Source organism: Citrobacter sp. Cb023, from assembly GCF_030336805.1.
GTDB classification, from domain to species: Bacteria; Pseudomonadota; Gammaproteobacteria; order Enterobacterales; family Enterobacteriaceae; genus Citrobacter; species Citrobacter braakii.
Map to the genome: position 1 here is coordinate 611,179 of NZ_JAOWCV010000038.1, position 13,747 is coordinate 624,925.

General features: G+C 51.5%; 11 protein-coding genes. 4 read left to right on the forward strand and 7 right to left on the reverse strand.

Going from position 1 to position 13,747, the window contains the following annotated elements; all coding sequences use genetic code 11:
* The first annotated feature begins 338 nt into the window (after positions 1-338).
* A complete protein-coding gene (yvcK, locus tag OGW44_RS16740) occupies positions 339-1,247 on the forward strand; it encodes a uridine diphosphate-N-acetylglucosamine-binding protein YvcK (protein WP_016156054.1) in 909 nt (302 codons plus the stop codon).
* Between the two features lie 58 nt (positions 1,248-1,305).
* On the opposite strand, the gene nhaC is transcribed toward yvcK, so the two are convergent.
* The 3 genes from nhaC to uvrB all read right to left on the reverse strand — a co-directional run bounded on the left by nhaC (position 1,306) and on the right by uvrB (position 6,336).
* Positions 1,306-2,772 (reverse strand): Na+/H+ antiporter NhaC, encoded by a 1,467-nt coding sequence (nhaC, locus tag OGW44_RS16745; RefSeq protein ID WP_019076340.1) that lies wholly within the window; start codon positions 2,770-2,772, stop codon positions 1,306-1,308.
* Between the two features lie 15 nt (positions 2,773-2,787).
* The gene (locus tag OGW44_RS16750; RefSeq protein ID WP_185654306.1) at positions 2,788-3,999 is read right to left on the reverse strand and encodes a trans-sulfuration enzyme family protein; all 1,212 of its coding nucleotides are present in this window, start codon (positions 3,997-3,999) and stop codon (positions 2,788-2,790) included.
* A gap of 315 nt (positions 4,000-4,314) precedes the next feature.
* Entirely contained in the window at positions 4,315-6,336 is a 2,022-nt protein-coding gene (gene uvrB, locus OGW44_RS16755; RefSeq protein WP_016152344.1) for an excinuclease ABC subunit UvrB, read from the reverse strand.
* Between the two features lie 770 nt (positions 6,337-7,106).
* Between uvrB and OGW44_RS16760 the strand changes: the two genes are divergently transcribed.
* Positions 7,107-7,829, forward strand: a complete 723-nt coding sequence (locus tag OGW44_RS16760; protein WP_046274632.1) for an ATP-binding cassette domain-containing protein — start codon at positions 7,107-7,109, stop codon at positions 7,827-7,829.
* Here OGW44_RS16760 and bioD read toward each other — a convergent pair.
* Genes bioD through bioB form a run of 4 tightly spaced genes read right to left on the reverse strand, consistent with a single transcriptional unit; the run spans position 7,795 to position 11,419 of the window.
* Entirely contained in the window at positions 7,795-8,493 is a 699-nt protein-coding gene (gene bioD, locus OGW44_RS16765) for a dethiobiotin synthase (RefSeq protein WP_115190797.1), read from the reverse strand. The genes OGW44_RS16760 and bioD overlap by 35 nt on opposite strands.
* Positions 8,486-9,241 (reverse strand): malonyl-ACP O-methyltransferase BioC, encoded by a 756-nt coding sequence (bioC, locus tag OGW44_RS16770; protein WP_016156049.1) that lies wholly within the window; start codon positions 9,239-9,241, stop codon positions 8,486-8,488. Before bioC ends, bioD begins: the two co-directional genes overlap by 8 nt.
* Positions 9,225-10,382 (reverse strand): 8-amino-7-oxononanoate synthase, encoded by a 1,158-nt coding sequence (gene bioF, locus OGW44_RS16775; RefSeq protein WP_104652263.1) that lies wholly within the window; start codon positions 10,380-10,382, stop codon positions 9,225-9,227. Before bioF ends, bioC begins: the two co-directional genes overlap by 17 nt.
* Positions 10,379-11,419, reverse strand: a complete 1,041-nt coding sequence (gene bioB / locus OGW44_RS16780; RefSeq protein ID WP_029139462.1) for a biotin synthase BioB — start codon at positions 11,417-11,419, stop codon at positions 10,379-10,381. The genes bioF and bioB overlap by 4 nt, the downstream gene beginning before the upstream one ends.
* A 76-nt stretch (positions 11,420-11,495) precedes the next feature.
* Between bioB and bioA the strand changes: the two genes are divergently transcribed.
* Positions 11,496-12,785, forward strand: a complete 1,290-nt coding sequence (gene bioA, locus OGW44_RS16785; RefSeq protein WP_185654305.1) for an adenosylmethionine--8-amino-7-oxononanoate transaminase — start codon at positions 11,496-11,498, stop codon at positions 12,783-12,785.
* Between the two features lie 358 nt (positions 12,786-13,143).
* A complete protein-coding gene (locus tag OGW44_RS16790; protein WP_047501295.1) occupies positions 13,144-13,578 on the forward strand; it encodes a hypothetical protein in 435 nt (144 codons plus the stop codon).
* The last annotated feature ends 169 nt before the right edge of the window (positions 13,579-13,747 follow it).

Genomic DNA, 13,747 nt, shown 5'->3' on the forward strand with positions numbered 1-13,747 from the left:
ATGTCCGCTTACGGGGGATTCTCTCCCTCACTGCCTTCCTGCAACTCAAATTATTCAGAGTACATTGTGGTTATGCCGATACTAGCGTGTAAATGACGCTTTTGCCATGTACACTTTCGCTGTATAAACACATACATAGCGACATAATCGTGCAATTTCGCTACAGAATAAGCAAAAACCACAGTTTTGCATTGATATACATCATCTTGCCGGCAGGTGAATCTCGTCAGAAAGGAGTAGATCGCAGAAAAAAATTACGCCAGATTCCGCCTGGATAATTGCTGAAAACACACTATTTACGTTACTGTAGCGCCGATCAATTGATATCAGGAAAATATATGCGCACTCGCACGCTGGCAGATCTGGACCGCGTTGTCGCTCTCGGCGGAGGGCATGGACTGGGACGCGTTCTCTCCTCTCTTTCCCCTTTAGGCTCACGCCTGACGGGGATCGTCACCACGACCGATAACGGCGGGTCGACAGGTCGTATTCGTCGCTCTGAAGGAGGAATTGCCTGGGGAGACATGCGTAACTGTCTGAACCAGTTAATTACTCAACCCAGCGTTGCATCCGCCATGTTTGAGTATCGTTTTGGCGGTAATGGTGAGCTTTCCGGGCATAACCTCGGAAATCTGATGTTAAAGGCGCTCGATCACCTCAGTGTGCGGCCTCTGGAAGCCATCAATTTAATTCGTAATCTGCTGAAAGTTGACGCGCATTTAATTCCGATGTCGGAGCTGCCGGTGGATCTGATGGCTATCGACGATCAGGGACATGAAGTCTATGGCGAAGTGAATATCGATCAGCTCACCATCCCGCCTCAGGAACTGATGCTGTCGCCAAAAGTCCCCACCACGCGGGAGGCAGTTGAAGCTATCGCCGAAGCGGATTTGATTTTGATCGGACCCGGCAGTTTTTACACCAGCCTGATGCCGCTCCTGCTACTCGACGAATTGGCGCAGGCATTACGTCGCACACCTGCCCCGATGGTCTACATCGGCAATCTGGGTCGTGAATTAAGCCTGCCAGCAGCCAGCCTGACGCTTAACGATAAGCTGGCAATCATTGAACAGTACGTTGGCAGGAAAGTGATTGATGCGGTGGTTGTGGGCCCGAAAGTAGATGTATCCACCGTTACCGACCGCGTTGTTATTCAGGAAGTGCTGGAAGCCAGCGACATTCCCTACCGCCATGACCGCCAGCTATTGCATTACGCGCTGGAGAAAGCGGTACAGGCGCTGGGGTAATCCCAAGTGCGTGATTAGCATACAATCCTCATCGTAATGAGGATTGTAGCTTACTGCATTAACCTCTCAGCACAGGTACCTGCTCGGCGGATATTGGCTCTTCGTATCTTGTGCCAAAATTAGACCACCGGGCAAGAATGGCAAAGAATACGGCCATAACCAGGCAACTTAAATTGAACAAAACCCAGGGTGCATAATCCAGCGTCGCCACCCCCAGCGTTTTCGCCATGAACATACCAGATATTGTCCAAGGGAAAAGCCCTTCAAGTAGCGTGGCTCCAGACTCCATTGATCGGGACATATTAACCATATGCAATTTTTTGTTTTTAAAACAAGGATCATAAATATTCTTCACCAGAAAGAAACTGATGACTGCATTGCCAGTGCAGGCAACTAATAAAGAACTTGTGAACATTGTCGCCAACAGAGTACTGGTCACCGTTTTTAATTTCTGAACCAGTCGCCCAAGCAGTACATTAAGGCCACCAGAAACATCAAGTGCCGAAGCGAACATAAATGCACAAAGCATAACCACAATTGGGCTAACCATTGAATACATACCGCCACGATTAAGCAATATATTAATATTTTTAGTCGTAGATTCATTCATCGCGACATCTGAAAAATTGCTGATCATATTGGTATTAAAGCCATTAATCGATGCTTGAACAAGGTCCATCATGGTAAACGGCTGAAAAATTGCGCATATTGCCAGAGCAAAAAAAGAAGATGCGATCAAAACAATAATGGTATCCCATTTTTTTATCGCACCAATAAAGACCAGCAATGTCGGTAATATTAATAAAGGGTTAAGCCAGAATAATGAGTTTAGCGCTTTTTTCATGACCGGGATAGTATCTAGTTGGATTGAATTTACCAAATTTAAATCTAACCCCGCGATATAAAACCCCAGGCAGGCAAACAAAAAAGCAGGAACCGATGTATACAACATATTTCTAATACTTTGATAAAGCTCAGCCCCCGCAGCTAACGCGGCCATGTTTGTGGTATCTGATAAAGGAGATAATTTATCACCAAAATAGGCACCGGAGATAACGGCTCCAGCAGTAATCGGCAATGACACATTCATCGCCGCAGCAACGGCAACCAACGCCACACCAATTGTTCCTGCGGAACCCCATGAAGTGCCTGTAAATGTCGAGATGCAAACCGTCACTAAAAAAGCTGTAAGATATAAGTAAGCTGGGTTGATAATTTCCAGGCCATAATAGACCATTAACGGAATGGTACCACTAACCATCCAGCATCCAATCAACATACCGATCGACAGTAGAATTAACATTGCAGGGACGGCATCTTTTATTTTTTCTATAAAAGTCTGGAGAATTTCCTTCCAGCCCGCGCCATAGTATCTGGCAAAAAAACCTGTAATAATCGTAATAACAATTAAGATAAATTCAACTGGGTAATTTAAAATCCCAATACCTATAAAGAAAACCAGGAAAATAGCCACTAATAACATCAATGCTGCATAAAAGCTCGGTTGCTTATTTGTGCTTACCATGTTATTTTCCCGCTATTAATATGTTTTTATAGAATCAAACGCATTCTCTAAGTCCGCGATTAACATCTCTGGAGATTCTTGTCCAATTGAAATCCTAATTAAACCAAGTGCCATCCCATCTTTGCATATTACATCCTGGTTATAACCGCGATTTGGAGAAATAATCAGGCTTTCATATCCCCCCCAACTGCACCCCGGTTTGAAAATTCTACAACTATCAATGATGGCTTTAACTTTTTCAAAACTGCCATCTTTAAGTTCAAAACTAATGAGACCAGAAGTACCAAACATTTGTTGTGAAACAATTTCACGTTGTTTTGCATCTGCCATAAGAGGGTGACAGATATTCTCAACCTCTGCTCTGCTATTGAGAAAAGTAAGAATTGCATAGGTATTATTCTGATGTTGTCTCATGCGCAGCGGCAACGTTCGTAAACCGCGAATCACTAACCATGCACTATCTGGGGCCAGCACTGCGCCAAGAAGCTGATGTGAAAAATCACGAATAATATCAAGATAGACTTTTGCGCCTACCACAGCACCCGCCGTTAAATCACTGTGACCGCCGATATATTTAGTACAAGAGTGGAGCACTAAATCGAAACCAAGAGTCAATGGCTTTTGGAAGAGTGGCGTAGCCCATGTATTATCAATGGCAGTAATAATATTATTCTCTTTCGCCAACTCTGCTATCATCTGCAGATCCACAACTCGCATGGTCATTGTTCCTGGGGATTCCGTGTATATCATGCGAGTATTCGGCTTTATTTTCTGCCGAATATCCTCGACATCGCCACTGAGAACAATGTCATAGTCAATACCAAATCGTTGTTGCATTTGCTTCACCAGCACAACTGTTGGACCATAAACATTATTCACCAGAATAATATGGTCACCACTTTTCAGCAGGCCAAACAATGTTGCGCTTATCGCGCCCATGCCCGAGCCAAAAACTTTGCAGGCCGCGCCACGCTCCAACGCTGCCAGTTTATGCTCTAACAGTTCCGTTGTTGGGTTAAGCCCCCGGGAATAGATGTAACGTTCAGCTTCGTGCTGCATATCATCACAGTATTGCTGATAGCTCTGCTGCACAAACAGACTGGTTTTTACTAGCGGAGGGCTGACTGCACCAAAATTTTTCTGGTGTTGTTCACCAACGCCAGAACATATCATGGCGTCCTGAACGGCATAATCATTCTCAGCGTAATTGTATATTATCTCTTTCATAATTTTCCTTTATATTTTCGTCAGGGAAATTTCTATAACAGGACAATTATAAAAAAAGGAACAATGACAGCCTTTTTCTTGCTGCCAAAATGCTGAAAGAATCGTCAGAAATGTAAAGAATAAAACGATGAGGTTCACAAAGCTGAAAAACAAAAATCAATTCAGCAAAGAATCAATTAGAGTGAGTGCATTAATTTTAAGTAAAATAAATGGCAATAGAAAAACGAATAATATAATTATAAGTGATAATACATTCTGTATTTTTCCAATCGCCATGGCATTTACGCGATGGCGAATTGGAAAGTGGAAACAATCTTACGATGCCGCGATAAACAACTCGCGCAGCTGATGCAACTGGTCGCGGATTGTCGCAGCCTCTTCAAATTCAAGATTCTGCGCATGCTGCATCATCTGCCCTTCCAGCTCATGAATCTTCTGCTGCAGCGCTTTTGGCGTCATATCCAGTTCGACAATTTCAGACTTCGCGCCTGCGCGTGACTTCCCTTTGCCTTTCGCCTTAGTCTTCGCAATATTCTGACCCAGCGCCAGAATATCGACCACTTTCTTGTTCAGCCCCTGCGGCGTAATACCGTGTTCTTCGTTGTAGAGCTGCTGTTTCTCACGACGGCGTTCAGTTTCACCTATCGCCTTAGCCATTGAGGCGGTAATTTTGTCGCCGTAGAGAATAGCCTTCCCGTTGATATTACGCGCCGCACGACCGATGGTCTGAATAAGCGAACGTTCCGAACGCAGGAACCCTTCTTTGTCTGCGTCCAGAATCGCCACCAGTGAGACCTCAGGCATATCCAGACCCTCACGTAACAGGTTGATACCCACCAGCACGTCAAACTCGCCCAGACGCAGGTCACGAATGATTTCCATACGTTCCACGGTATCGATGTCTGAGTGCAGATAGCGCACCCGCTCACCGTGCTCTTCGAGGTATTCGGTGAGATCCTCTGCCATCCGTTTCGTGAGCGTAGTGACCAGCACACGTTCGTTAATCGCCGCACGGATGCGGATCTCAGACAGCAGATCGTCAACCTGCGTCGCCACCGGGCGTACCTCAATGATAGGATCCAGCAGACCGGTCGGTCGTACTACCTGATCGACGACGTCATCACCGGATTTCTCCAGTTCATAGTTGCCCGGCGTAGCTGAGACGTAGATGGTCTGCGGGGCCAGCGCTTCAAACTCTTCAAATTTAAGCGGACGGTTATCCAGCGCCGACGGCAGACGGAATCCGTATTCGACCAGAGTCTCTTTACGCGCCCGGTCACCACGATACATACCGCCAATTTGCGGGATAGTGACGTGGGATTCATCCACCACCAGCAGGCCGTCGGCAGGCAGGTAATCAAACAACGTCGGCGGCGGCTCGCCGGGGCCACGCCCGGACAGATAGCGGGAGTAGTTTTCAATCCCCGAGCAGTAACCCAGCTCGTTCATCATTTCCAGATCGAACTGCGTACGCTGACTTAGCCGCTGTTCTTCCAGCAGTTTGTTATTTGCCAGCAGGACCTTGCGCCGCTCTGCCAGCTCAACTTTGATTTCTTCCATCGCCTGCACGATACGTTCGCGCGGCGTCACGTAGTGCGTTTTAGGATAGATGGTGTAGCGCGAAATCGTGGATTCAACCTGCCCGGTAAGCGGGTCAAACAGCGATAAACGTTCGACCTCTTCATCAAACAGTTCCACGCGCAGCGCGATATCGTCGGATTCAGCCGGGAAAATGTCGATCACTTCACCACGCACGCGGAAGGTTCCGCGCTGAAATGCCTGATCGTTGCGGGTATATTGCAGTTCCGCCAGGCGGCGCAGGATCGCACGCTGGTCGATAATCATCCCTACCGTCAGATGCAGCATCATTTTCAGATACAGATCCGGATCGCCCAAACCATAGATAGCGGAAACTGACGCGACGACAACGACATCCCGACGTTCCAGCAGCGCTTTGGTCGCTGACAGACGCATCTGCTCAATATGTTCGTTAACCGAGGCATCCTTCTCGATGAAGGTGTCAGAACTTGGAACGTAGGCTTCCGGTTGATAATAGTCGTAGTAGGAGACGAAATACTCCACCGCGTTATCCGGGAAGAACTCTTTCATCTCACCGTACAACTGCGCGGCCAGCGTCTTATTGGGAGCCAGCACCATGGTAGGCCGCTGCAAGTCCGCAATTACGTTAGCGATGGTGAATGTCTTCCCCGAGCCCGTCACCCCCAGCAGCGTCTGATGCGCCAGACCATCCTCCAGCCCTTCTTCCAGACGGCGAATAGCCTCAGGCTGATCGCCAGAGGGTTTAAAAGCGGAATTTAGTTTGAACGGTTTACTCATGAGCAGCTACCTGAAGCAATGGGCGGGCAGGTGTGTAATTTTACTCGCAGTCGTATATTTTGCCAGTAAAATATACTGGATGAAAAAACAGTAACGCACCAGAATATTTCTGATACGCCATCAGAATGACCGTGACTGCAGGCTAAAATTTGGCCTCAGACAAGATAAAACACCAGCAAAAACGTGTTATCCCCAAAGCAATGACTTTTTTAACATTTGTCAAGCTGCCCGATGAAAGTTTTGTGGCAACGCATGACACTTCTGCGACAGCCATTGATTTTATCTAACATTCTGTAATTTAATGACTATTATCCCGAGCCGTCTTTCGCATCAATTTAGTCGCAGGCCGCGTCTTCTCTCGCTTACATTGTGTTTTCTAACTCTAATACACAAGGTTATCCACAGGAATAGTGGATAACTGCCTCCAGCCCGTATGGACTGTAGCCTGGCAAAAACGCCCTCACTCCCTTTTCCGGAGGGATAAAAAAAATTTATCGCTATTTTTTGATATTTATCAGCTAACGAAGCGGCCTGGAATGGCCGGGATCTTGCTCGCATTTTCATCATTTTCTTGCCTGCACCATTACGACACCGCCAGGCACTGGCAATGTGCACAAAACAACGCCAGCCCTCCGGCTAGCCAGACGTTACCGCCTGCGCGGCACACTCTCCTGCTGTTTTTTGACCCCAATCCCTCTTCTGGCAAGAGAATTGCAATTTTCTTCCGACGACCTGTACGTGGGGCGGATAGCATCATGCTGGAGGAATCTATGTTGAGTCTTCGCGCAGTGAATCATTATTACGGTAATCAACACTCCCTATGGGATGTGGATCTCGACCTGCTGCCCGGTAAATGTACCGGTGTGCTGGGGCTTCCAGGAATGGGAAAGACTACGCTGACCAATTGCATTATCGGCAATTTACCGATCGAAAGCGGCACCATGTTCTGGCATCAGGCTGGCGCGCCGCCGCGCGACCTGAGTCCCATTCCGGCGGCAAATCGCATCGCGCTGGGCATTAACTACGTTTCACAAGAGAGACGGATTTTTTCGCAATTGACGGTAGAGGAAAATCTGCATATTGCGCGTCAGGCGGTTGAGGAAAGCGAAACGATGAACAGCAGTGATATTTACCGCCTGTTTCCACAGTTGTTCGTACTGCGTCAGGCCAAAGGGGCGGCATTATCGGAAGATGATCAGCACCAGCTTGCGCTCGCCAGCGCGCTGGTCACACGCCCGCGCCTGCTGATCCTCGATGAGCCCACGCGGGGAAGTGGCCAGGCATATATCCACAAACTGGGGAACCTGGTTGTAAGGTTAGGCCAGGAGCTCGGCATCGCCATAATGCTCGCGGAGCAGAGCCTGCCGTTTATTCGTCGGGTCGCTGACTGCTACTGCCTGTTACACCGTGGGCGCAACGTGGCTCAGGGGCAAATCACACAGCTCAGCAACCCGCTAATCACCGACTGGGGGGCGCTACAGACAAAACGCTAAGATCGATATAACGTCCTGTCGATGCCCGCTCCGGCTCTTCTGCCAGCCAGGGAATTTCCCCCAGCAGCGGAGCCGCAAGCACACGCCTGAGCGTTGCCATATATTCAGCATGACGCTTGCCAGGTGGCGTCACATCATTGGCGACCCATCCGGCAAGCGTCAGTCCGGCCTGCTGCACCGCCTGGGCGGTCAGCATAGCGTGGTTGATGCAGCCGAGCTTAACGCCAACCACCAGAATAACCGGCAACTGCTCTGTTTTCACCCAGTCAGCAAAACTCAGCGTTGGCGAAAGCGGCGTAAACCACCCGCCGGCACCTTCCACCAGCACCCAGTCAGCCTGTTGTTCCAGCGCGCGTAAACCCGCAGACATTACAGAGGCCTGAATGGGGCGACCTTCGTCCGCGCTGATGATATGCGGTGAGGTAGGTTCCGCGAAGGTATAGGGGTTGATAGCCGCATAGTCCACCGTCACAACGCTGTTGCGCTGTAATGCCAGGGCATCGCTATTACGCAGACCTTCAACCGTCATTTCACTGCCCGACGCCACTGGCTTATAGCCGACGGTTCGCAATCCCCTCTGCCCCGCCGCCTGCAGCAACGCGCAGCTGGCGATAGTTTTACCCACTTCGGTATCCGTCCCGGTGACAAAAAAAGTGTTAGTCACGTTGAATCACTCCCAAAAATAGATGATAGGTCAGCGGATATTTCCCCTGCTGGCAGGGCCAGGCTAGCTGCAGCTGGCGCAGCTGTGAGCGGGTGAGGACGCGCGGCTCGCGGCCATCATGCAAATGCGTCGCGCCAATGCCCTTCAGCGAGCGCATGGCGCTCAGCGCATCGTCAAACCACAGCGTGACGGCATGAGACTGGTATTCAACGTCCCACCCATGCAGGGCGTTTTCCAGTTGCTCCACGGGCAAAAAACGATTGGCGTGCTCCCGCTCATCAACCGCTCGCCACGCCTGACGAAGCTCCGGCATTGACCCCTGCGCCAGGGTACTAAACGCCACCGTCCCGCCAGGACGCACCACCCGGTAAAGCTCACGTAACGCGCCGCGCAGATCGCTGCACCACTGTACGGCCAGATTGCTCCAGGCCAGGTCGAAAGTAGCAGCAGCCTGCGGAATGGCTTCAATATCCGCCAGCAAATAGCGGTGGGCGACATCGTGACGCTGTGCTTCAGTCAGCATTTGCGCCGACAGATCCAGCGCGCAGACCTCGCTCCCCTGCTCCCGCCAGTAACGGCTCATACGCCCGGGTCCGCAGCCCGCATCTAAAACCTGAGAGAATGCCCGACCATCGAGTCGCGCCAGTAACGCATCGGCGCTCTGACGCTGGAGTTCCGCGTGTTGCTCATAGTGAGTAGCCGCGCGACCAAACGCGGCAGCAATCGCCTGCTTATTGACCTGAGCCATGCAGCACCTCCAGTAAGCGATCGATATCCTGGACTTCATGCGCCTGGGTCAGCGTAAGCCGCAGCCTGGCCGTACCAACCGGCACCGTCGGTGGGCGAATAGCCGTCACCCAGCATCCCTGTTGACGTAATGCCTCCGCCAGCTGCAAGGCTTTATGATTGTCGCCCACGATAAGTGGCTGAATGGCGCTGTCTGACTGCGCCAGCGTAAAGTCCGGCGTATTCACCCCAGCGCGAAAACGCTGGATCAGCATCGCCAGTTTTTCTCTGCGCTCATCGCCTTCGCGGCTGCGGATCACCTCCAGCGCGGCACGCAAGGCCTGGGCCTGCGCCGGAGGCATACTGGTGCTGTAGATCAGATGACGGGCAAACTGCAGCAGATAATCGGCCACGCTGTCTGAGCACAAGATTGCCGCACCGCTGACGCCAAAACCTTTGCCAAACGTCACCACTAACAGCTCGGGTTTCACCTGCTGTCGGGAGCACGAACCGCGCCCTTCCTCACCGCTGACGCCAATCCCGTGCGCATCATCCACCAGCAACCACGCGCCCTGCCGCTCTGCTACCGCGTGAATTTCCGCCAGCGGTGCGCTATCGCCATCCATGCTGAACACACCTTCAGTGACCACGAGTTGTTGCCCCGGACAGGGGGTGGTCAGCAGACGTTCCAGATGTTGCGGATCGTTATGGGTAAAGCGACGTAGCACGGCAGGGCTAAGGCTGGCAGCTTCCAGCAGTGAGGCATGGCTGAGCCGGTCAGCAACAATCCGGTCCTCTTTGCCCATCAGCGCGGCAATGACCGCCTGATTAGCGGCAAAACCGGAGATAAACAGCAGCGCCCGTGAATAGCCGAGCCATTGCGCCAGCTCATCTTCCAGCGCCTGATGAGCAACGGAATAACCGCTGACATGACCCGAGCCGCCGCTGCCGACGCCAAAACGCTCAGCGCCTTGCTGCCACGCGCAGATAATATGCGGATGGTGGCTTAAGCCAAGGTAGTCGTTGCTGGAAAAGTTCAGATACTGGCGACCGTCGGCCTGCAGCCAGCGACCGGCGCCCTGCGTCACCGCATAGCGCCGACGCAACGCATCAGCACGACGACGCGCCGTTAACGCATCGTCTATTTTTTGCTGCCAGGTCATACGGTTGCCGCGTTGTAGTATTCGTCGGTATCTGGGGTACGCAGCGCCTGTTCCAGGCGTTGCTGCTGTTCGTTATCGCCCGCCAGCACCGCCGTTTGCTGCGGATTGAGACCCAGCTTGCGAAACAACAGCAAATCCTTATCTTCGTTCGGATTCGGCGTGGTCAGCAGTTTGCAGCCGTAGAAAATCGAGTTAGCCCCGGCCATAAAGCACATCGCCTGGGTTTGTTCGTTCATTTGCTCGCGTCCGGCTGAAAGACGGACATATGAAGTCGGCATCATGATCCGCGCCACGGCGATAGTACGAATAAAATCAAAGGCATCCACATCGTCGTTATCGGCAAGCGGCGTGCCTTTCACTTTCACCAGCATGTTGATCGGCACGCTTTCTGGCGGCGTTGGCAGATTCGCTAATTGCAGCAACAGACCCGCGCGGTCGGTCACCGTTTCCCCCAGTCCCACAATCCCGCCGGAGCAAACTTTTATGCCCGCCTCACGCACTTTATCCAGCGTATCCAGACGCTCCTGGTACGACCGGGTTGTGATGATATTGCCGTAGAATTCCGGCGAGGTGTCGAGGTTATGGTTGTAGTAGTCCAGACCCGCATTGGCCAGCCGCTGGGCCTGATTTTCGTTCAGCGTACCCAGCGTCATACACGCTTCTAGCCCCAGTTCTTTTACGCCCTGAACCATCTGTTCCAGGTAAGGCATGTCGCGTTCGTGTGGATTCTTCCACGCCGCGCCCATGCAAAACCGCGTTGAACCGGCCTGTTTCGCTTTACGCGCAGAGTCCAGTACCTGTTCAACCTCCATCAAACGTTCCGTTTCCAGACCGGTTTTATAGCGGGAGCTTTGTGGGCAGTATTTGCAGTCTTCCGGGCAGGCACCGGTCTTAATCGACAGCAGCGTACTGACCTGAACCTGCCGCGGATCGAAGTGCTGACGGTGAACCTGCTGCGCTTCAAACAGCAGATCCAACAGCGGTTTTTCAAATAATTCGGTGACTTGCGACATTGTCCAGCGAGAAGAATGAGCCATATTGGTATACGTTTCGTTATGAGTTTGGTGTAGACTCGTAAACCTAAATCTTTTTAATTTGGTTTACAAGTCGATTATGACAACGGACGATCTTGCGTTTGACCAACGCCATATCTGGCACCCTTACACCTCCATGACCTCCCCGTTACCGGTTTATCCGGTGGCGCGTGCCGAAGGTTGCGAACTGATTTTAGCCAGCGGTGAGAAGCTGATAGACGGCATGTCGTCCTGGTGGGCGGCGATCCACGGTTACAATCACCCACAGCTGAACGCCGCGATGAAAACGCAGATTGATGCCATGTCACATGTGATGTTTGGCGGCATTACCCATGCCCCGGCCATTGCGCTGTGCCGCCAGTTGGTGGCGATGACGCCAGAGGCGCTGGAGTGCGTTTTTCTCGCGGATTCAGGTTCGGTCGCCGTAGAAGTAGCAATGAAAATGGCGCTGCAATACTGGCAGGCCAAAGGCGAATCCCGTCAGCGTTTCCTGACATTTCGAAACGGTTATCACGGCGATACCTTCGGTGCGATGTCGGTCTGCGATCCCGACAACTCGATGCACAGTCTGTGGAAGGGTTATCTGCCGGAGAACCTGTTTGCGCCCGCCCCGAAAAGCCGCATGGACGGCGAGTGGGACGAACTGGATATGGTGCCTTTTGCCCGCCTGATGGCCGCGCATCGCCACGAGATTGCGGCGGTGATCCTTGAGCCGATTGTGCAGGGCGCTGGCGGCATGCGCATGTATCATCCCGAATGGTTAAAACGCATCCGTAAGATGTGCGACCGTGAAGGGATCCTGCTGATTGCCGATGAAATCGCCACGGGATTTGGTCGTACAGGCAAGCTTTTTGCCTGTGAACACGCCAACATAACCCCGGACATTTTGTGTCTGGGCAAAGCGTTAACCGGCGGAACGATGACCCTTTCCGCCACCCTGACCACGCGTCAGGTCGCGGAAACCATCAGCAACGGTGAAGCCGGATGCTTCATGCACGGTCCAACCTTTATGGGTAATCCGCTGGCCTGCGCCGTCGCCTCCGCCAGCCTGTCGTTACTCGAAACCGGTGAGTGGCGCTTACAGGTAGCGGCTATTGAAGCGCAACTGCGGACAGAACTCGCCCCGGCGGCAGACTCGAGTTGGGTAGCCGACGTGCGCGTACTCGGCGCCATCGGCGTGATCGAAACCACGCATCCGGTGAATATGGCGGCGTTACAGAAGTTCTTTGTTGAACAGGGTGTGTGGGTACGACCGTTTGGCAAATTGATCTATCTGATGCCGCCGTACATTATTCAGCCCAATCAGTTGCGTCGTCTGACCCAGGCCGTAAACGAGGCAGTGCGCAGTGCAACATTTTTTAGCGATTAATCATCGCCCGGTCCGGACGTGGAAAAGTGAAACAGCCCGGATTATTCGATGACTGATGAAGTAACAATATTTAGACATGAAGGCCGGATTATTCCGGCCTTTTTTTATTTGCATCAAAGAAATTGTAAATCGTTTTATATCGATGCTGAGCAAAAATTGACGGGTGATTTAATAAGCGATAGCGTGAATTTGTCACGTAAGTGATTAAAGTGAAAGGATTTTATGAGATTTTCCTTAAATGGAGTTTTAAGAAAATGGCTATTCCAGCTTATTTATGGCTCAAAGATGACGGCGGCGCTGATATCAAAGGTTCCGTCGATGTTCATGGACGTGAAGACGGCCCGCTTGAGGTTGTACGATGAAACGGCTCGCATTATTGCTACTACTTCCGTTTATTGTGGCCACTTCAGCAGCTGGCGAAGTGAACTGGCCCGATGCGCTGAAAGGCGTGGCTGCGGGCGATCAAGCGTGGCTGAATAAAACGCCAGAACTCGCGGCTGCGGCAGATGTTAAGCAGGCCATTAAACTGGAAGATGCTTTATCTGCTGCCCTAACAGCAAATACAACCGGCGCTCTTGATGCGCTCAGCGTCATTGACGCGGGAAAATGGCCGCACATGATCGGGACTGATATTGTCTGCGGAGTGCCTGTTGAAGCTCCAGCAACCGTTGAGGATTTTTATCAGCGGACACGTCCTGCGTTGTTAAGCACTGATAAGGGCGCTCGCTGCTTGTGGTTCCTCGAAGCAACATATGAGGAATGGAAAGCAGACAAAGCCCGTCAGGTTAAGTAAGATAATTAACCCGGTCAATATGGCCGGGTCCTTTCCTCCGCTTCCCTTTGATTTTTCGTGCCGCAGCCGCTCCCTGAATACTCAACACCACACAATAACCACTCATGAAGTGGGTTTAACCGACAGCACCGGCACGCCGCACACGTTCCGGCACCCAGTAAGGATTATT

Coding starts and splice junctions, on each gene's coding strand:
- bioB (WP_029139462.1), bottom strand. CDS start 11,419: ATGGCTCATTCTTCTCGCTGGACAATGTCGCAAGTCACCGAATTATTT.
- uvrB (WP_016152344.1), bottom strand. CDS start 6,336: ATGAGTAAACCGTTCAAACTAAATTCCGCTTTTAAACCCTCTGGCGAT.
- OGW44_RS16760 (WP_046274632.1), top strand. CDS start 7,107: ATGTTGAGTCTTCGCGCAGTGAATCATTATTACGGTAATCAACACTCC.
- bioA (WP_185654305.1), top strand. CDS start 11,496: ATGACAACGGACGATCTTGCGTTTGACCAACGCCATATCTGGCACCCT.
- nhaC (WP_019076340.1), bottom strand. CDS start 2,772: ATGGTAAGCACAAATAAGCAACCGAGCTTTTATGCAGCATTGATGTTA.
- bioF (WP_104652263.1), bottom strand. CDS start 10,382: ATGACCTGGCAGCAAAAAATAGACGATGCGTTAACGGCGCGTCGTCGT.
- bioC (WP_016156049.1), bottom strand. CDS start 9,241: ATGGCTCAGGTCAATAAGCAGGCGATTGCTGCCGCGTTTGGTCGCGCG.
- OGW44_RS16750 (WP_185654306.1), bottom strand. CDS start 3,999: ATGAAAGAGATAATATACAATTACGCTGAGAATGATTATGCCGTTCAG.
- yvcK (WP_016156054.1), top strand. CDS start 339: ATGCGCACTCGCACGCTGGCAGATCTGGACCGCGTTGTCGCTCTCGGC.
- OGW44_RS16790 (WP_047501295.1), top strand. CDS start 13,144: ATGAAACGGCTCGCATTATTGCTACTACTTCCGTTTATTGTGGCCACT.